The organism is Brevibacterium aurantiacum, assembly GCF_003932995.1.
GTDB lineage: Bacteria > Actinomycetota > Actinomycetes > Actinomycetales > Brevibacteriaceae > Brevibacterium > Brevibacterium aurantiacum.
In genome coordinates this window covers 92639-110443 of the sequence record NZ_CP025333.1, presented here as the reverse complement: position 1 = coordinate 110443, position 17805 = coordinate 92639, and the positions used below count along the sequence as shown (strand labels likewise).

The 17805-nt window shown below is 65.1% G+C and carries 16 protein-coding genes; 8 read left to right on the top strand and 8 right to left on the bottom strand.

Annotation, left to right across the window (positions count from 1 at the left end; genetic code table 11):
* Window positions 1-56 precede the first annotated feature (56 nt).
* From CXR25_RS00500 to CXR25_RS00490, 3 genes are all read right to left on the bottom strand, one after another.
* The gene (locus tag CXR25_RS00500; protein ID WP_096161464.1) at window positions 57-1730 is read right to left on the bottom strand and encodes an ABC-F family ATP-binding cassette domain-containing protein; all 1674 of its coding nucleotides are present in this window, start codon (window positions 1728-1730) and stop codon (window positions 57-59) included.
* Window positions 1731-1999: 269 nt separating this feature from the next.
* Window positions 2000-2308 carry an addiction module antidote protein gene (locus tag CXR25_RS00495; RefSeq protein ID WP_009884979.1) on the bottom strand — a complete coding sequence of 103 codons (309 nt, stop codon included), beginning with the start codon at window positions 2306-2308 and terminating at the stop codon, window positions 2000-2002.
* On the bottom strand, window positions 2301-2624 hold the full coding sequence (locus CXR25_RS00490) for a type II toxin-antitoxin system RelE/ParE family toxin (RefSeq protein WP_009884978.1): 324 nt from the start codon (window positions 2622-2624) through the stop codon (window positions 2301-2303). Before CXR25_RS00490 ends, CXR25_RS00495 begins: the two co-directional genes overlap by 8 nt.
* Before the next feature lie 186 nt (window positions 2625-2810).
* On the opposite strand from CXR25_RS00490, the gene CXR25_RS00485 reads away from it, so the two are divergent.
* On the top strand, window positions 2811-3113 hold the full coding sequence (locus CXR25_RS00485) for a DUF3311 domain-containing protein (protein ID WP_009884977.1): 303 nt from the start codon (window positions 2811-2813) through the stop codon (window positions 3111-3113).
* The gene (locus CXR25_RS00480; RefSeq protein WP_101598012.1) at window positions 3110-4624 is read left to right on the top strand and encodes a sodium:solute symporter family protein; all 1515 of its coding nucleotides are present in this window, start codon (window positions 3110-3112) and stop codon (window positions 4622-4624) included. The genes CXR25_RS00485 and CXR25_RS00480 overlap by 4 nt, the downstream gene beginning before the upstream one ends.
* Window positions 4625-4713: 89 nt before the next feature.
* Here CXR25_RS00480 and CXR25_RS00475 read toward each other — a convergent pair whose 3' ends face one another.
* Genes CXR25_RS00475 through CXR25_RS00465 form a run of 3 tightly spaced genes read right to left on the bottom strand, consistent with a single transcriptional unit; the run spans window position 4714 to window position 8827 of the window.
* Window positions 4714-5919: an acyl-CoA dehydrogenase family protein gene (locus tag CXR25_RS00475; protein ID WP_069599160.1), complete on the bottom strand. Its 1206-nt coding sequence runs from the start codon at window positions 5917-5919 to the stop codon at window positions 4714-4716.
* The gene (locus CXR25_RS00470) at window positions 5916-7271 is read right to left on the bottom strand and encodes a beta-ketoacyl-[acyl-carrier-protein] synthase family protein (RefSeq protein WP_125240274.1); all 1356 of its coding nucleotides are present in this window, start codon (window positions 7269-7271) and stop codon (window positions 5916-5918) included. Before CXR25_RS00470 ends, CXR25_RS00475 begins: the two co-directional genes overlap by 4 nt.
* Window positions 7268-8827, bottom strand: coding sequence for an ANL family adenylate-forming protein (locus tag CXR25_RS00465; RefSeq protein WP_101556822.1), 1560 nt, complete (start codon window positions 8825-8827; stop codon window positions 7268-7270). The genes CXR25_RS00470 and CXR25_RS00465 overlap by 4 nt, the downstream gene beginning before the upstream one ends.
* Before the next feature lie 128 nt (window positions 8828-8955).
* On the opposite strand from CXR25_RS00465, the gene CXR25_RS00460 reads away from it, so the two are divergent.
* Window positions 8956-9627: a ribonuclease FAU-1 family protein gene (locus CXR25_RS00460; protein ID WP_125240273.1), complete on the top strand. Its 672-nt coding sequence runs from the start codon at window positions 8956-8958 to the stop codon at window positions 9625-9627.
* Window positions 9628-9751: 124 nt separating this feature from the next.
* Here the strand turns inward: CXR25_RS00460 and CXR25_RS00455 are convergent, their stop codons facing one another.
* Both CXR25_RS00455 and CXR25_RS00450 read right to left on the bottom strand, forming a co-directional pair.
* Window positions 9752-11146, bottom strand: coding sequence for an NAD-dependent succinate-semialdehyde dehydrogenase (locus CXR25_RS00455; protein WP_009884751.1), 1395 nt, complete (start codon window positions 11144-11146; stop codon window positions 9752-9754).
* A gap of 296 nt (window positions 11147-11442) precedes the next feature.
* On the bottom strand, window positions 11443-12459 hold the full coding sequence (locus CXR25_RS00450) for a 1-aminocyclopropane-1-carboxylate deaminase (RefSeq protein WP_069599156.1): 1017 nt from the start codon (window positions 12457-12459) through the stop codon (window positions 11443-11445).
* A gap of 191 nt (window positions 12460-12650) precedes the next feature.
* On the opposite strand from CXR25_RS00450, the gene CXR25_RS00445 reads away from it, so the two are divergent.
* The 5 genes from CXR25_RS00445 (at window position 12651) to CXR25_RS00425 (ending at window position 17706) form a co-directional block, all read left to right on the top strand.
* Window positions 12651-13304, top strand: coding sequence for a GntR family transcriptional regulator (locus tag CXR25_RS00445; protein ID WP_096157883.1), 654 nt, complete (start codon window positions 12651-12653; stop codon window positions 13302-13304).
* Window positions 13305-13451: 147 nt separating this feature from the next.
* Window positions 13452-14429: a CE1 family esterase gene (locus tag CXR25_RS00440; RefSeq protein ID WP_164513909.1), complete on the top strand. Its 978-nt coding sequence runs from the start codon at window positions 13452-13454 to the stop codon at window positions 14427-14429.
* Window positions 14430-14487: 58 nt separating this feature from the next.
* The gene (locus CXR25_RS00435) at window positions 14488-15204 is read left to right on the top strand and encodes a FadR/GntR family transcriptional regulator (RefSeq protein WP_096157880.1); all 717 of its coding nucleotides are present in this window, start codon (window positions 14488-14490) and stop codon (window positions 15202-15204) included.
* On the top strand, window positions 15201-15992 hold the full coding sequence (locus CXR25_RS00430) for a creatininase family protein (protein ID WP_125240272.1): 792 nt from the start codon (window positions 15201-15203) through the stop codon (window positions 15990-15992). The genes CXR25_RS00435 and CXR25_RS00430 overlap by 4 nt, the downstream gene beginning before the upstream one ends.
* A 181-nt stretch (window positions 15993-16173) precedes the next feature.
* Window positions 16174-17706 (top strand): AbgT family transporter, encoded by a 1533-nt coding sequence (locus tag CXR25_RS00425; RefSeq protein ID WP_125240271.1) that lies wholly within the window; start codon window positions 16174-16176, stop codon window positions 17704-17706.
* Window positions 17707-17805: the final 99 nt, after the last annotated feature.

Below are 17805 nucleotides of genomic sequence, written 5' to 3'. Positions count from 1 at the left end.
AAGTCGTCACCCGCGACGACTTTTTCGAGTTTCGCGTTGACTGAGCGGGGACGAACTCAGGCACCGAGCGACGCCGCTGCTCTTCCGATGTCGAGACGCGGCCAGTCCGCGAGATCCGCCAACATCTGCCGGTCGTGGGTGACGACGATGAGCGCCGCCGAGGCGGTCCCGAAGGACTCCGTGAGTTCGTCGACCAGCGAGGCGGACAGATGATTCGTCGGTTCATCGAGGATGAGCGCGTCGGGTTCGACCGCCAGACACATCGCCAGCTGGAGTCTGCGCTGCTGACCCTGCGAAAGTCGGTGAACCGGTGTTGTCGAGTCATCCGCCGAGAGCAGCCCGAGGTCCTGCAGGGTAAGGTCGCCGGACAGCGACGACCGTAGTGCATAGTCCTCGAACACACGGGCGGCGGTGTCGGCGGCGTTCCATTCGGGCACCTCCTGACTGAGCAGCTCGACCCGTGCCTGCGGATGTCTGTGCACCTCTCCGGAACTCGGATCGAGACGGCCGGTGAGGATGTCGAGAAGCGTCGACTTGCCGGTGCCGTTCGCGCCGGTGATGAGCAAGCGGTCGCCGGGAGCGATGCTCAGAGACACCGTCTGCCTCATCCGCCCTTCAACGGTGACCGATTCCGCTGCCAGCGGTGAGCCGCCTTCCGCTTCCCACCGCTCGTCATCGGATTCCGATACGTCCGGCCACTGCAGACGCAGAGGCGGTTCGGGCACTTCCACGGCGTGCCGTTCGAGGTCTTCGACGCGACGGTTGAAGGCCTGCACGACGCCGGCGGTCCTCGTCGCGCGAGTGTGCTTGCCGGTTCCCTTCGGCGGACGCCACCCCGTGCTCAATCGGGATCGGGCGTCATCGGCGGCTTCGGACAGTCGGGCGTGCTCGGCCACCTCGGCGAGGTAGTCCTGCTCCCAGTTCTCACGGTCCCGACGTTTCCCCGCCACCCATCCGCGGTAGCCGCCGGAGTAGTTCCGGGGGCGTCCGTCGCGACTCCGGTCGAGATCGAGGAATTCGTCGGCAACATCGTGAAGCAGCGCCCTGTCATGGCTGACCAGGGCGAATCCGCCGTGTCGGGTGCGCAGTCGCTCGGTGAGGAACGCCAGTGACTGGGCGTCGAGGTGGTTCGTCGGTTCGTCGAGCAACAGGATGTCGGTACTCGAGCCGAGGACGACGGCCAGACGCACTCGATAGCGCTGGCCGACCGAGAGGCTCGCGAGGCTCCGCGTCCGGTCCGAGCACGCGGAGAGTCCCGCCAGTGCCGTGTCGATGCGCCGCTCGCCGCCCCATGCGTCGAGGCGGGTCGCCAGGTCGAGGGCCTGCGTGAAGGCTTCGTCTGCTCCGGGCTCGTCCCGCGCCATTGCCTCGCCGGCGGCGTCGAGAGCGGCCAGCGCGGCCTTCTCCTGGCGCAGGGACTCATTGATGAGATCGCCGACCGTGCGGTTGTCGTCGGCGTCGAGCGCCTGCTCGAGCAGGGTGACGGTACCTGATCGCCGCAGCTCTCCCTGATCGGGTGGAAGGGTACCGGCGAGGACATGCAGCAGGGTCGTCTTTCCGCTGCCGTTCTCACCGACGACGGCCAGTCGCGAACCGGCGGAGACCGTCAAGTAGAGACCGGTGAGGATCTCGCGGTCGCCGCGCATGATGTGAATGTTCTCGGCGCGGATGTGTGCGGAAGATCCTGCGGGCAGGTCGAGTTCGGGGGATGAAGATGTTGATTTCGGCATCGTGGTCTTTCAGCTCGTCGTGGAGCCGGACAGCATGAAACCACCGTCCGGCGAGGGCCAGGACGGCGCACGAGAGTGATGTGAAGGGTCCCGCCGCCGTCAGCGGCGGCTACGGAGCCTTCTGGAGGGCATACCGAAATTCATGGCACCAATTCTAACAGCGGGATATTTCTGTATTAGTCCCGGGGACAGCGAGCCACTGGCGGAGTCGTCCCAAACGACAGGGCGAGCGGTGTGGTCGAAGTTCCAGCCATTCCAGGTCCAGACGATCAGGCCGAGCGCGGCTCCGGATGGATCTCAACCCGCAGGTTCAGCGCCTTGGTCACTTGCAGGACTGTTGACCAAGTCGGATTTCCATCCTCCGACAACGCCCTGTAGAGGCCGTCGCGGCTCATGCCGACTCGGCGAGCCAGGTCGCTCATATTTCCTGATCGAGCGATGATCCCGAGCGCCGCCGGAAGGGCACCCGGGTCATCCGCGGCATCTTCAAGGGCCGTCTCCAGCAAGATCGCGGCATCATCGGCAGTGGCAATGTGATCAGCGGCGTCGAAGATCGGATACTTCACGTCGTCAGTCATGTCCACCCTCCTTCCTCTGGTCCAGCTTCCAAGTATCAGCAAGCTTCTTCGCAGCGGCTATGTCCTTACCCTGCGTCGACTTGTCACCACCGCAGAGCAGCACGATCAGCTCAGACCCGCTCTGAAGGAAATAGATCCTGTAACCGGGACCGGAATTGATCTTGAGTTCAGACAACCCGTTTCCGATCGGTGCCACCTGGCCAGGATTCCCGTGCGCAAGCCGATCCAGTCGAAGCAGAATGCGGACACGAGCTTTCTCATCCTTGAGGCCCTTGAGCCAACGATCAAATGTTCGGGTAGTTCGAACAACAGCCACGTGTCGATTATATCTGACACTTTTGCGCTGCACCAGGGTCCGCATTGTCAGCTGACTGCTCGGTCATCTCCGTCAGCATAGCTCTCCGATTCCACACTTCGGACGGCCATTTCATCTGTGATTCATGGCACTAACCTTGCCGAGGCTGCCGACCGGCTGCCGGTGTCGAGTGAAAGAAGGTCGCTCATGTCGCAATGTGACGATTCGGCCCCAACGTCAGGGCCACCTCGGCGGCGGTATTCGCTGGTCCTCCTCATCGTTCCCGTCATTCTCTACGTCCTCACCCCGGTCGTGGCGAACTCGGTCGAGCCGCGTGTCGCCGGATTGCCGTTCATCCTCGCCTATACGATCGCGGTCACGATCCTCACCTGGCTCTTCGTGTGGATGACCGCTCGCGGCGACCGGTACTACCGGCACGATCTGCCCGAGCACATCCCCTCCGATGTCGCATTCGGTGAGGACCACGAGATCGAAGAGGCCGCGAAATGAGCACCCCCGCGATCATCGCCTGCATCATCTTCGGCCTCGCAATGCTCGCGACCATCGGCATCGGCATCTGGTCCGGCCGCGGCCGGGAGAGGTCGCTGGACGAATGGTCGGTGTCCGGGCGGGGGCTCGGCTTCGTCTTCATCCTGCTGCTCATGGCAGGCGAAACGTATACGAGCTTTTCGTTCCTCGGCACGGCCGGTTGGTCCTACTCCTACGGTGTGCCGATCCTCTACCTCATCGGGTACCTGAGCATCGGTCTCGTCGTCGCCTACCTCGTCGGCCCTCTGTTCTGGACCTATGCCGCCCGGCACAAGCTCGTCAGTCTCTCCGACATCGTCGAACACCGGTTCCGCTCGCGTGGGTTGGCGATCCTCGTGGCTGTCCTCGCGACGATCTTCATCGTCCCCTACATCCAGCTGCAGATTCAGGGCATGGGTGCAGTCGTCAACGCCATGAGCTACGGCGCGATCGACCTCAAGGTCGCCGCCATCGTCTCCTTCATCGTTGCCGAGGCGTTCATCCTCTTCTCCGGACTGCGCGGTTCCGCCTGGGTCAGCGTCCTCAAGGACGGACTGGTCATCCTCGCTGTTGCGTTCCTCGCGATCTACGTACCGCTGCACTATTTCGACGGCCTGGCTCCTCTGCTTGACCGCGTCGTGAGTGAGAAATCTCAGTGGCTGACCTTCCCCGGTGCAGGCGATGGCATCTACGGGGGTGCATGGTTCATCTCGACGATCATCCTCAACGGGATCACGATCACCGTGTTCCCCACGTCGATCGCCGGCTACCTGTCGGGCACCTCGGCGAATGCTCTGCGACGCAACTCGATCATTCTGCCCTGGTATCAGCTGCTGCTCCTCGTGCCGATGATGGTCGGGGTGGCTGCACTCTTCGTCGTCCCTGCCCTCAAAGACGCCGACCTGGCTCTGTTCTCCGTGGTCATCGACTCACTGCCAGCACCTCTGGTCGCACTCATCGGTGTCGCCGGTGCCCTGTCGGCCATCGTCCCGATGAGCGTGTACATGCTCTCAATCGGGTCGATGTGGGGACGGACTGTTTTGGGCGGCGGCTTGGCTGGACCGAAGCACGCCGCTTCGATGACGTCTGAGCAGCTGAACGCACGGGGCCTGCGGCAGAAGACACTGTCCCAGTGGGTGTGCCTGGCCGTCGGCATCATCGCCCTGATCATGAGCCTGCTCATGCCGGATGCGCTCGTCGAGCTCTCCGTGCTCAGCTACGAGGGCCTGGCACAGGTCGTGCCGGCCGCGTTGCTGTCTCTGTACTGGCCGCGCATGAGCAAGCAGGCAGCGGCTGCGGGTCTCATCGTCGGCTCCGTCGTCATGGTCGCCCTCCACTACACGGGACTCGACCCATTGCTCGGAATCAACGGCGGTCTCTGGTCTGTCGCGGCGAACCTCATCGTGGTCGTCATCGTCACGCTGGTCAAGCCAGACCCACGGTGGGCACCGAAAGCCCAGCGTCAGGCGCGCACCGAGGCGGCGGCGTTGTAGGTGCGAACCCCTCGATCAGCGCGAATCTCAAAAAGGTCGTCACTGGCGACGACTTTTTCGAGTTTCGCGTTGACTGAGCGGAAGCGAGCTCACCCGTCGAGCAGCGCTGCCGCGTACATCGGACGGGCCGCATCCGCGCTCGGCGGGTGGAAGAGCCCGGCCGTGGCATCGCGGAAGAGGCGGGAGAGTTCGTGCTTGTTGCCGAATCCGCTGCCGCTCGTGCACATCAGCGCGGTCTCGGCGCTGCAGCGGGCCGCCTCGGCGGACTTGATCCTCGCCCCCACCAGACGCAGCGGCCACCCGGAGCCGTGGTCGATGAGGTCATCGAAGTCCCGAGCATACGCGTCGATCATCGCCGTCACGGGCATGAAGTCGAGGTGGGCATCGGCCAGGCGCGTCCGGGCTTCGGGGACCTCGGCGAAGGTGACGCCGGCCTTCGCTGACTTCCGCTTGTGCAGTCCGGCGGCGCCCAGCTCGAGCGCACGGGCCGCGACTCCGGCATAGACGGCAGCGATGAGCAGCTGGAAGTTGCTCGTGATCGCGAAGGTGAGCAGATCGGGGTGTTTGCCGGCGGGGATGACGCGTGAGACCCGTTCGGGTTTCATCGGCACGTGGTCGAGGATCGTCGCCCGCGACTGCGAGGCCCGCATTCCCAGCACATCCCACTCGTCCGAGACCGTGATCCCGGGTGCATCGCGTTCGATGAATCCGTAGACGAGCTGCCCCTCGGCGGGCTCGTCCGCATCGAGACCGGCGATCCCGTCGTCGTCGGAGGCCACGGCACCGTGGACGATGAGCCTGGTCCACACAGGAGACAGCGAAGTGAAGATCTTGACCCCGGTCAGTTCGTATCCGCCGTCGGACGTCGGCACCGCCTCGGTGTTCGAGCCCTGCAGCACCCAGTCGTTCGACGGCTCCGAGATGCCGAAGGCGAAGATCTCGCCGGCCATGACCTCGTCGAACACCCAGTTCAGCGAGTCGTCGCCGCGATCGGACAGCGCCTTGACCACTCCGGTGGTCATGAGGTGCATGTTGATCGCCAGCGCCGTTCCGGGCGCCGCCGCTGCCAGCCTCTGCTGCAGTCGGGTGACCTCGAACAGGCTCAAACCAGGCCCGCCGTGGGACTCGGGCACGAAGAGGGTGAGGTAGCCGAAGTCCTTAAGCTCGGCGAGATCCTCGTCGAAGAATCGGTTCTCGCGGTCATAGACGTCGGCTCGTTCGCGGAATCGTTCGAGCACATCATCGGGCAGGTACCGCGCGGCGAGTTCGCTCACGCGTGTCTCACGGTCGGTCATCGTCTCTCCTTCGTCGAGGGGTCGGTCGCTTCTGCTGACGGTGTTGTGGGTTGCGCGGTGCGGCGCAGGATGATCGCGCTGTTGTGCCCGCCGAAGCCGAACGACGTTGACAGCACGGTGTCAACGGCCGCCTCGGCGAGGTTCGGTTCACCGCCCATCTCACGGGCGTGACCTGTGACGATGTCCCAGTCGGGGAACTCGTTGTCGTCGAGGTTGAGCGTCGGCGGCAGCGTCTGATCACGCATCGACAGGGTCGCGATGATCGCCTCGACGACCCCCGATGCGCCGAGGAGGTGCCCTGTCGTCGATTTCGTGGCCGAGATCGGGGTCGACCGTCCCGCCTCCCCCAGGGCCGCGCCGAAGGCGGCGAGTTCGGCGCGGTCGCCGGCCGGTGTGCCCGTGGCGTGAGCGTTGATGTGGTCGATATCGCAGGGTTCCAGCCCTGCATCGCTCACTGCCTGGACCACCGCCGAAGCGGCTCCCCGTCCGCCCGGATGCGGGTTCGTCGGGTGGTGGGCATCGCTGGCGGCGCCAAATCCGACGAGCTCGGCCAGCGGCGTCGCCCCACGTGAGGCCGCCGAGTCGGCGGATTCGAGGAGGATCGCGGCCGCACCTTGGCTCATGACGAAGCCGTTTCGGCCCCGGTCGAAGGGGCGGCTGGCGGCGGTCGGATCGTCTTCGTATCCGGCGGCGAGCGCGCGCATGTTCGCGTTCGAGGCGAGATTGACCGGGCCGAGGCAGTCCTCCATGCCGACGACGAGCACGGCGTCGGCGTAGCCGTGGCGGATGCGGCGCATCGCCTCGCCGACGCCGATCGCCCCGGACGCGCACGTTGCCGAGACTCCCTGTCCCGGACCGCGCAGGTCGAAGCGCTGGCTGATGAGCGCGGCCGCGGAGTCCGGTGCCCCGTGGATGGCGAGCGTCAGCGGGACGGAACGAGGACCGTCGGCGTCGAGGGCGCGGGTTGCTGCCTGCATGGCGTCGACGGGTCCCGATCCGGTGGCGGCGATGACGGCTGTGCGGTCGCGGTCCCAGGGCAGATCCTCGGCCGGCGCCGGGATTCCGGCTTGGCGCAGAGCCTGTTCGGCCGCGGCGATGGCCCAGTGTTGGACGGGGCTGAGCCGGCGGGCGAGCGCTCGGGGCAGGACCGTCTCGGCGTCGAAATCCCGGATCTGCCCGCCTATGCGTACCGCAAGATCATCGAACTGCTCACCTGCGAGAACGTCGATGGCGCTGGTTCCGGTGCGCACGGAGTCCCAGAGGGCTTCCGGATCCCGCCCGCTGGGGGTGATCGCGCCGAGTCCGGTGATGACGACCCGCTGGCCGTCCGTACCGCGTTGGAGTGTGTTCACAGCCGTGTTCCCTGTCCGCTCATGATGAGGTCAACGGTTTCGGCGCGCCGAATCTTCCCGCCGATGGTCCGCGGCAGCCGCTCGAGTGCAAAGAAGCGGCGCGGCACGAACTGCGGTGCGAGTCGGGCCCGGGCATGAGCGAGCAGCGCTGCCTTGTCCGCACCTGATCCCTCGATGACGAGGGCGACGATGCTGCCGAGACTGTCATCGGGCACCGCGATCGCACACACCTCGCCGAGGCGGCCCGCCCCGTCCCGTCCGGATGCTTCGTTGAAGCCCTCGAAGGCCCGTTCGACTTCGGGCAGGGACACCTTGTGTCCTCCCGTGATCGCGAGGTCGCCGGCACGGCCGGCGAGTTGGAGCAGACCGTTCTCGATCCGCCCCTGGTCCCCGACGCTCGCCCACCCATCTGGCCCTTGCAGACGGGCGTCGGTGGTGCCGGTGACGTAGCCGTCGGAGCAGGCGGCGGCATTGATCCACAGGGTGCCGATCTCTCCCTCGGGCAGGCGCTGTCCGTCATCACCGCGCACCTCGGCGCCGATCGTGTCATAGACGGTGATCCAGGTGCCGTCCCCGTCACGGCTGTCGCCGATGAAACCGATCTCGGCGGCACCGTAGTAGCTGATCAGTCGGGTGTCGGGGAGAACCTCGGCGAGTGCTGAGCGGATGGATGCGGGCAGGTTCGCTCCCCCGGTGACGACGAGGTCGAGACCGTGGAAACGGGCCGGTGATCGGCGGGCCGCCTCGGCGAGGGCCTTGACCACGGCAGGCACGGCGACGATGCGGGTGATGGCTTCGTCCGCGATGCGCGCACCCATGGTGAAGGGGTCGAAGCCATCGGCGACGTGGACGCTGCCGCCGGTGGCGAGGCATTCGACGATCGCGTAGAGGGTGAGGCTGTAGGACACGGGGCCGGGCGCCAGGGTGGCCACGCCGGGGAAGGGTTCGAGGTAGGCCGAGGACACGGCCACGTTGTCTCGGTACTGCTGGCGGGTCTTGATGAAGGCCTTCGGGTTGCTCGTCGTGCCCGAGGAGAAGAGCATGAGGAACGGTTCGGATGCCTCGCGGACGCTCGGCGGGGTGGTGTCGGCGGGATCGACCGCGGCCTCGCGAGCCCGGAAGTCCGCGGCGGTGATGACGGTTCCGGTCCAGCCTGCGGCGGCGAGCGCCTCGGCGAGTTCGGTCGAGTCGCTGATGACAAGCCCGATGCCGGTGCATGTGATGACTCCGACCTGGTGATCCAGCGGCCACCGGGGATCGACCGTCGCCGAGACCGCACGGAACCCAGCGAGGCCGGCGATGATGCGGGAGGTCTCGAACGCCGAGGTCAGACTCACTGCCGTGATCGGGATCCCGTGGGTTTCGGGGGCCGGTGTCGGCGGCTCCGTCTGCCCTGCGTGCAGGGCGGAGACGGCGGCGAACAGCGTGGCCGAATCGTCGACGAGCTCGGCATAGGTGAGACTGCGGACTCCTGCGTCCTCGTCCGGTCCGCCGACGATGGCCAGCTGCTGAGGATCGGCGGCCGCAGTCTCGAGGATCCTCGATGTGATGGGCAAGTGCGGCCTCCTCGAAATCGATTCTCCCGGCTCGAACCGGGCACCGGTCCCCAGTATAGGAGCCGTATGGAGTGGGGTTGTGCCCCCGCTCTCGGCTCGCACCCACCGGAGTCCACGACAATGGGAGCATGAGCGAGACGGGGAGCGACGGAGCATACGAGCGCGGCTGGCAGTACGGCGATCAGATCCTGTGGACCTACACGAATCCGGCCCACCCCGGATTGGTCGATCAGCGCCCGGTCACGGTCATCGCCGATGACGAACGCCATCTCGCGGTGTGGTTGGAATCCGGCACACGGATGCTCCATCACGTTCTCGCCGACGGCAGGGGAATCCGCGAGGCCGATGGTCCGGCGCGGTTCGGCGCACCACGGGCCCAAGGCGTCAAGGACTGGCAGGGTCCGGGAATCGTGGCCGTGTTCCAGCCCGGAGTCGCCTATTCCGTATGGTTCTTCCTGACTCGCTCGGGCCTCCGCGATTCTTTCTACGTCAACCTCGAAGACCCGTATACCCGATTCGAGAGCGGGATCCTCACCGCCGACCACGTCCTCGACATCGTCGTCGATGCCCCCGGTGGCTACCGCCTCAAGGACGAGGATGAACTCAACTTCGCCTTCGATGCCGGGATGTTCTCCGCCGAGCAGGTCGCGCGGATCCGGTCGGCAGCAGAGACCGCGATCGCCGACATCAGCGCCTGGCGGTTCCCCTTCGACTCCGACTACCCGCACTTCCGGCCGAACCCCGACTGGCCGATCCCCACCCTGCCAGCCGACGCGGCCTGGGATTTCGAGACCCGGTGATGCGCTGCGCGAGCGCGAAAAACGGGCTGAGCGTCGAGGCACGCATGCGCACATGCGTTTGTCGAAACTCAGCCCGTCTCTCGGCGCGATTGCCGCTCAGCGGCCGATCATGCTCAGCACTGCGTCAGTCAGCCACGTAGTACATGCGCTTGTTGACGAATTCGTCCATGCCGTAGGGGCCCAGTTCGCGGCCGAAGCCCGAACGCTTGGTGCCGCCGAATGGAATCTCCGCACCTTCGCCACCTGGGGTGTTGACGTTCGTCATGCCCACGTCGAGACGCTGAGCCAGCTTCGCAGCACGCTCGGGGTCCTTCGCGAACACGGCGCCGCCGAGGCCGAAGCGGGTGTCATTGGCCAGCTTCAAAGCGTCATCGTCGCTGCCCACCTTGTACACGGTGGCCACGGGGCCGAAGAGCTCCTCACGGTAGGCGTCCATGTCCGAGGTGACTCCGGTCAGCACGGCAGGAGAGACATAGGCCGAACCGTCGTCGGCAAGTTCGCCGCCAACGAGGGTCGCGCCCTGTTCGACTGCACGGTCGAGCTGCTTGCGCAGGTTTTCCGCGGCACCACGCGAGGACATCGGCGAATATTTGCCGTCGCCCGCCTCGTCGGGGGTGCCCTTCGTCCAATCCTGGGCGCGCTTAGTCAGCCCGGACACGAAGTCCTCGTAGATGTCGTCCATGACGATCATGCGCTTGTTCGCGTTGCAGACCTGGCCGGTGTTGTAGAGGCGGGTGCCCCATGCGGTGTCGACGGCCTCGTCCATGTTGTCCGTGTCGAGGACGATGTAGGGATCGGATCCGCCGAGTTCGAGGACGGCCTTCTTGAGGTTCTTGCCTGCAGTCGCGGCCACGGCCGAGCCGGCCCGCTCGGAGCCTGTCAGCGACACACCTTCGACGCGGTCATCGGCGATGATGGTCTCGATCTGCTCGTGTGTGGCGTAGATGTTGTTGTACACGCCCTCCGGGATGCCGGCTTCCTTCATCATGTCGGCGATGATCGCCGATGACCGGGGGCAGATCTCCGCATGCTTGAGGATGATCGTGTTGCCCAGCACCAGGTTCGGCGCAGCGAAGCGCGCAACCTGGTAGTAGGGGAAGTTCCAGGGCATGATGCCCAGGAGTGCTCCGACGGGTCGGCGCTGGATGAAGGCCTTGCCGCCCGACATCGATTCGATGGGCTCGTCCGCGGCGAACTTGGGTCCGTTGTCCGCGTAGTAGTTGAAGATGGCCTCGCAGAACTCGGCTTCCTCGATGCCTTCGGCGACGGGCTTGCCCATCTCCAAGGCGATGACCGTTGCGAGTTCTTCCTTGCGCTCACCGAACAGGGCGGCGACCTTGTTCACGATCGCGCCGCGCTCTTCGATGGTCTTCTCGCGCCAGGCCAGGTAGCCCTTGTGAGCCGCGTCGAGGACCTCCTCGATCTGCGCATCGGTGGCGTTGTCGAACGATTCGACGACCTCGCCCGTGGCCGGGTTCTCGACACGGTAGCCGCCTGCAGCACTGCCTACATTGCTCATTCCAGACTCCTTTGACTAGCGACGCCCTTGTAGCGCCGGATAAGGCGTTTGCATCGCTGTTGCCGCCGAAATCGACGGATCGCGTATGCCTGCCTCTCACGCTATCAACACGTGACGTGTGCAACAAGTGCCGGAACCTGGGGGAATCATCAGTGCGTGACGACCTGGAGCGGTCTCGCCGAGGTTGTGCGGATTTCGCGGACAATGTCACGAAATCCGCATCCTCGGCAGGTCGTACTCACGGTTTCTGCACCGCCCTGCGGCGCTCGTTCAACGCCGCGTCGAGACAGAGAGCCTCAGAAGATGGAGCTGTAGGCGTTGAGCGCCAGCTGTCCGCCGAGGTGGGCGTAGAGGACCGTCGAATCCTTCGCCACCGTGCCGCTTCCGACGAGGTCGAGCAGCCCCGCCATCGACTTGCCCTCGTAGACGGGGTCGAGGATGACGCCTTCGAGTTCGGCGGTGGTGCGGATCGCGTTGACGGTCGTCTCGTCGGGGATGCCGTAGGCAGGGCCTTCCCAGCCGGAGCGGATGTCGACGTCAGCATCGGTGATCTCCCGACCGAGGCCGATGAGGTCAGCGGCATTGTTCGCGATGCGTTTGACCTGGTCACGGGTCTTGTCCAGGGTCGCAGAGGCGTCGATGCCGATGACCTGGCGCTTGGGACCTCCGGCCGCCTCGAGCGCGGCGAAGCCTGCGATCATTCCCGCGTGAGTGGAGCCGGTGACCGTGCAGACGATGATCGTGTCGAAGAAGACGCCGAGCTCCCTCTCCTGTTCTGCGACCTCGTAGGCCCAGTTGACGAAGCCGAGTGCACCGAATTTGTGCTCCGAGGCACCGGCCGGAATGGGGTAGGGCCTGCCACCTGCGGCCTCCACCTCGGCGATGGCGTTCTCCCAGCTCGAGCGGATGCCGATGTCGAATCCAGCGGAGTCGAGGTGCACATCGGCGCCCATGATGCGGGAGAGTTCGATGTTGCCGACTTTGTCGTTGACCGGATCGTCCCAGTCGACCCAGCGTTCCTGGACGAGCCGCGACTTCAGTCCCAGGTGTGCCGCGACGGCCGCGACCTGCCGCGTGTGGTTCGACTGGTAGCCGCCGATCGAGACGAGCGTGTCCGCGTCAGAGGCGAGGATGTCGGGAACGATGTATTCGAGCTTGCGGGTCTTGTTACCGCCGAACGCGAGTCCGGAGTTCACGTCTTCGCGCTTGGCCCATACCCGGGCCCCGCCGAGGCGGTCACTGAGTCGCTTCAGCTCGTGGACCGGGCTGGGCCCGAAGGTCAATGGGTAACGTTCGAAATCGGTGATTGCCATGGTGCCCTCTTCGTTTGGTGAAGCCGGTGTGGTCTGGTGAAACTGGAGTCGTCTGGTGAAGCCGGTGATGAGTCCTTGCGATATGCAATATATTGCATTCTGCGAAGGACTACAATGGGTCGAGCACGATATCCCATATGCCAGGACCGCCGAGCAGATCACCCCAACGACAGGATCGAGAGAGGTCGAGAGTGCCGATTCCCACGAATGCACCGATTCCCCAGCGCAGACTGCTGCGCGACGACGTCTACCGCTCGATCCGCGACGCCATCGTCCGAGGCCAGCTGGCACCCGGGGAACAGCTGCGCGACCAGGAGCTGGGGGCCTGGCTGCAGGTCTCGCGCACCCCCGTCCGGGAGGCGCTTCAACGCCTGGCACAGGCTGGACTGGTCGTGGCAGAGCCCGGACGCATGACCCGCGTGGCGCCGGAGAATCCCGAGGCAGTCGTCCACGCTCGCCAGATCGCGGCCCAACTGCACGCCCTGGCCATGAGCCTGGCCTTCCCGAACCTCAACGTATCCGATGTCTCCGCAATGGAAGCCGCCAACAATGAGCTGAGATCGGCACTGAGAGACTCCGACATCGACGCGGCCATCGCCGCCGATGACGCATTCCACGAGGTGGCCCTGGTCCGCAGCGGCAATCCCCTCATTCCCGAACACCTCGAGGTCGTCACCGCGACACTCCGGCGAGCCGAATATCTGCACTTCGACTCCGTCAAGGGCTCGGCCTCACCCGAGCAGCATGACCAGATCATTGCCGCCGTCCGCGCCGGCGAAGCCGACCGCGCAATGGCTCTGACCTGCGAGAACTGGTCGACGCTGACCAGCCACGGCGCCGACTGACTGAGCCTGCTGACTCCCCCGCCACTTCCGCCTGCCAACACAGTCCGATGACGCCCCTGGGTCGATCGCGCCCACAATAAGTCATCAAGTGATTAGATGTCTCGTGTAGAGTGGCGCCCACGATCACCGACGATCAAAGGAAGAACAATGCATTCGACGACGAAACGCATACTGTCCATCGGCCTGACTCTGGCGCTCCTGCTCAGCCTGGCCCTCGCCCTCACCCCACGATTGACCGCGGCCGCCACCCCGCCGAACCAAGCAGACAGCCGCTCCTCACCCGGATGCGGAGTCGAGCAGAAGCCCGGAAACGACCAGGGAACGATCACCTCGGCGGGAGAGGATCGCACCTACCGGATCAACATCCCCCGCGACTACGACATCACCTCGCCGATGCCGCTCATCCTCGGCTTTCACGGCCGCGGCTCCGATGGGGCGGAGTTTCAGAACTACACCGGACTTCCCGAACTGCCTGCCATCACGGTCTTCCCCGACGGCATCGCCGAGGACGGAAAACGCTCCTGGCAGGGCGCGCCCTACGCCAGCGGCGCCGATGACGTTCGCTTCGTCGCCGACCTCCTCGACTCGCTAGAGGACGACCTCTGCATCGACCTCAACCGCGTCTTCGCAACCGGAAAATCCAACGGAGGCGGCATGGTCTCGGTCCTCGCCTGCCAGCTGCGGGACCGATTCTCCGCCTTTGCCACGATCGCCGGCGCCTACTACCCGCAGTCCTTCGACGGCTGCGACTACTCCGAACCGACGCCGATGCTCGCCATCCACGGCACGGGCGACGCCACCATGCACTACGAGGGAGGCGAGCGCCAGGGCGAGACCTACCCATCGGTGCGCACCTGGCTGGAGCCCTGGGCCGAGGCCGCGGACTGCACCGGCTCGAAGGATCGGAAGGTCGGCAAGAGGGGTGAGAAGGTCGTGCGCACCAAGTGGCAGAACTGCCGGGACGGAGTCGATGTCGAACTCTATTCTGTTGCCGACGGCGGTCACGTCTGGCCAGGTGAGACCATGTACAGCGGTGGTGGATATGTCACGCAGGATTTCTCCGCCACGGACACCCTGTGGGAGTTCTTCAAGGACCATCCGAGGGCCGAACCTGCCCACGAGTGACCCTTGACACACGATTCACTAAGTGATTAGATGACTTAAACACTTGAAGGAGAGTGCCATGACAGCACCCATCGGACTCGTCGAACGACTCACCCGCGAGATCGTCGACACGATTCGCACCCAGAACCTGCAGCCCGGTCAGACCCTGCCCTCGGCAAAGGCCCTGGCTGAGCGCTTCGAGGTCACCGTCCCCACCGTCCGCGAGGCCCTGCGCCGCCTCGAGGCCACAGGATCGGTCGAGCTCAAGCACGGTTCCGGCACCTATGTGCGAGAGGCGATCAACCGTCGCATCCTCGACAATCCGCACTACGTGCCCGTGGATCTCGCCGCAGCCATCGAGCTTCTCGATGCACGCATCGCCATCGAACCCGGCATCGCGGAACTCGCGGCCAGCGTCCAAGGTGACAGTGCCGTGGAGACGATGGAGACCGCGGTCGACAACGCCCTGCAGCTGCACACCGAGGTGCCCGCGGGTCACTTCCACGTCGAGCTGGCCAAGGCCTCGGGGAATCGGGCGCTGCACGAAATGCTCGTCTCCCTGCTTGCCATTCACTCCCGCACTCAGCAGGCGGCCCGCTTCACCTACGATCGCCTCCGCGACCACGACGAGCACGCCGACATCCTCGATGCGATCAAGCGCGGCGATGGCCTCGAAGCATCGCACCGGACGCGCAAACACCTCGAGAGCATCAAAGCCGCGGTGCTGGCCGATTGGTCGGAACAGTCTGCAGCCGATTCGTCGGAGTCCACCACCACTGAAGGAACCGAACAGTGACCCGGCAGAGCGTGGCCGAGATCCGACCACAGGTCCGCAAGTACGGAGAGCTGACCTCGCTCGAGGTCGAGGTTGCCAAGGCGAATGACGCCCTCCTCATCCTGCCGGTCGGCGCCTGCGAGCAGCACGGGGACGGACTGCCTGTGAGCACCGACAGCATCCGGGCCGAGCATGTGGCCACGGCAGTGGCGGAGGAGTTGGCAGGCAGGGCCTTTGTGCTCCCGAGCATCGACTACGGGGTGTCCCCTCACCACGGAAACCTGCCCGGCACCATCACACTCGACCCGCGGACCTTCGTCGACATCGTCACCACGGTCGCCGGCCAACTCAGCGACTCCGGTTTCACCCGCATCCTGGTGATCACCGGCCACGGGGGCAACATGGCCGCCCTCGGCGTCGCCCAACAGGTGCTGCTGGGAACGCATCCGAATCTCACCTTCGCCTATTCGCCGGTCAGCGCCCTGGCCACCGAGTCCACCGCAACACTGCCGCGCACCGAGGTCAGCGGGCATTCCGGGGAATCCGAAACCTCACAGATGCTGGCCATCGACGACCACCTCGTCGATTCCCCTCGGCTCACTGCCGGAGCCACTGCCCTCGCTGATCTCTCACCACGGGCACGGCTGAGCCGGACGAAGTCACCGACGAGTGCCGTCACCTTCGACCAGTACTCCGAGAACGGGGTCCTCGGGGATCCCCGCACCGCCACGGCCGCGGCCGGGGACGACATCCTCGGCGAAATCATTGCGAAACTCGTCGCCTACTCCCGGGAGATGCTGCGACTATGACAGCCGACCTCAGCTAGTCCGCACACCTCTCACCCGGGCTTCCTCACCACCACTTTCACATCTCTTCGCCACAGCGGCACCATTTCACTTCAGTCCCACCTCTCTGACCGATGGAGTTCACGGGTACAGCCGAGTCGTGCCCAAATGCTCCTCCTCTCACCTGGACGAACAGGAGCCAGACATGGAAACGACCACCACCGACAAGCCCACTCAGGAACGCCTCCCGGCAGTCATCCGATTCCTCAACGTGATCGAAACCGTCGGCAACAGACTGCCACATCCGTTCTGGCTGTTCTGGATCCTCGCGGGAATCCTCGCCGTCCTCAGCCTCATCCTCTCCGCCATGGGAGTCGGGGTGAACGACCCCGGCACCGGGGAATGGACCCCGGTGAACAACCTGCTCAGCGGCGAGGGAATCGCGATGGCCGTGAGCATCTCGCTCGATGCCTACCAGTCGTTCCCGCCGCTGATCACGATCATGGTCGTCATCATGGGAGTGGCACTGGCCGAGCGCACCGGGCTGCTGTCGACGGCGATGAAGGTCTCGATCGCCAGGGTTCCCGCGTCCCTCATCGTCTTCACCGTCGCCTTCATGGGAACGGTCTCCCACGTCGCCTCGGCGGCGGCCTATGTCATCCTCGTCCCTTTGGGCGGCATGGTATTCAAGGCGGTCGGGCGCTCCCCCGTCCTCGGTGTCATCGTCGCCTACACCTCGATCGCCTCGGGATACGACGCCAGCCCCATCCCGACGCCCAATGACGCGATCTTCGCAGGAATCACCTCGGCGGCGGCGAACATCATCGATCCGGACTACATCGTCACTCCGATCGGCAACTGGTACTTCAACATCGCCAGCTCCATCCTGCTGGCCATCGTCATCACCATCGTCACCGAACTCGTGCTCACCAAGCGTCAGAACCTCGAAGCTGACGAGGACGCCGAACACGAAGACCTGGTCATCACCGCCAAGGAGCGGTCGGCGCTGCGGTACTCGATGTTCGCAGTGATCGCGATGCTCCTCTTCGTCGTAGTCCTCGTCGTCCCGGACAATGCTCCCCTGCGCGGGGACGGTCCCATCGGCGAGTCCCCGTTCCTCACCGGCATCGCATTCATCATCGCCATGATCTTCGGCGTCGGCGGAATGGTCTACGGGTTCCGTGAGGGCACGATTGAGAAGTTCGCCGACGTCCCCAAGCTCATGAGCCAGGGCATCGTGTCCATGGCCCCCGTCCTCGTCCTGTTCTTCGCGATCGCCCAGTTCCTCGAGTACTTCGCGTGGACGAACATCGGCATGCTCGTGTCCGTGTCGAGCTCGGAACTGTTCACCGGCCTGGGGCTGCCGACGTGGGTGATCTTCATCCTCGTACTGATCGTTCTCTCGATCGTCAACGTCCTCATCACCTCAGGCTCGGCGATGTGGGCGATCATGGCCCCGGTCATCGTGCCGATGCTCATGCTCCTCGACGTCCCACCCGAGACCTCGCAGGCCCTCTTCCGCATCGCCGACTCGGGTTCGACTTCGATCACCCCGATGAGCCCCTACTTCATCCTGGCCCTCGGCTTCATGCAGCGCTATCAGAAGTCCGCAGGCATCGGCACCCTCGCCTCCCACACCCTGCCGCTGGCGGTGTGTATGACGATCATGTGGAGCCTGCTGTTCTTCCTCTGGTGGGGCCTGGGAATTCCACTCGGACCGGACGCCCCCGTACGGTGATGATCTGGCGCGCGAGAGACTGCGAATGACATTCGCTCGACACTCCGCAGCAGGTACACCTGCACAATGGTTCACCGAAATGGTTCCACTCCTGGTCAG

What these genes read in the sequence shown, in the direction of transcription:
- CXR25_RS00500 (WP_096161464.1), bottom strand. Translation starts at nt 1,730, where the DNA reads ATGCCGAAATCAACATCTTCATCCCCCGAACTCGACCTGCCCGCAGGA.
- CXR25_RS00495 (WP_009884979.1), bottom strand. Translation starts at nt 2,308, where the DNA reads ATGACTGACGACGTGAAGTATCCGATCTTCGACGCCGCTGATCACATT.
- CXR25_RS00485 (WP_009884977.1), top strand. Translation starts at nt 2,811, where the DNA reads ATGTCGCAATGTGACGATTCGGCCCCAACGTCAGGGCCACCTCGGCGG.
- CXR25_RS00480 (WP_101598012.1), top strand. Translation starts at nt 3,110, where the DNA reads ATGAGCACCCCCGCGATCATCGCCTGCATCATCTTCGGCCTCGCAATG.
- CXR25_RS00475 (WP_069599160.1), bottom strand. Translation starts at nt 5,919, where the DNA reads ATGACCGACCGTGAGACACGCGTGAGCGAACTCGCCGCGCGGTACCTG.
- CXR25_RS00460 (WP_125240273.1), top strand. Translation starts at nt 8,956, where the DNA reads ATGAGCGAGACGGGGAGCGACGGAGCATACGAGCGCGGCTGGCAGTAC.
- CXR25_RS00455 (WP_009884751.1), bottom strand. Translation starts at nt 11,146, where the DNA reads ATGAGCAATGTAGGCAGTGCTGCAGGCGGCTACCGTGTCGAGAACCCG.
- CXR25_RS00450 (WP_069599156.1), bottom strand. Translation starts at nt 12,459, where the DNA reads ATGGCAATCACCGATTTCGAACGTTACCCATTGACCTTCGGGCCCAGC.
- CXR25_RS00440 (WP_164513909.1), top strand. Translation starts at nt 13,452, where the DNA reads ATGCATTCGACGACGAAACGCATACTGTCCATCGGCCTGACTCTGGCG.
- CXR25_RS00435 (WP_096157880.1), top strand. Translation starts at nt 14,488, where the DNA reads ATGACAGCACCCATCGGACTCGTCGAACGACTCACCCGCGAGATCGTC.
- CXR25_RS00425 (WP_125240271.1), top strand. Translation starts at nt 16,174, where the DNA reads ATGGAAACGACCACCACCGACAAGCCCACTCAGGAACGCCTCCCGGCA.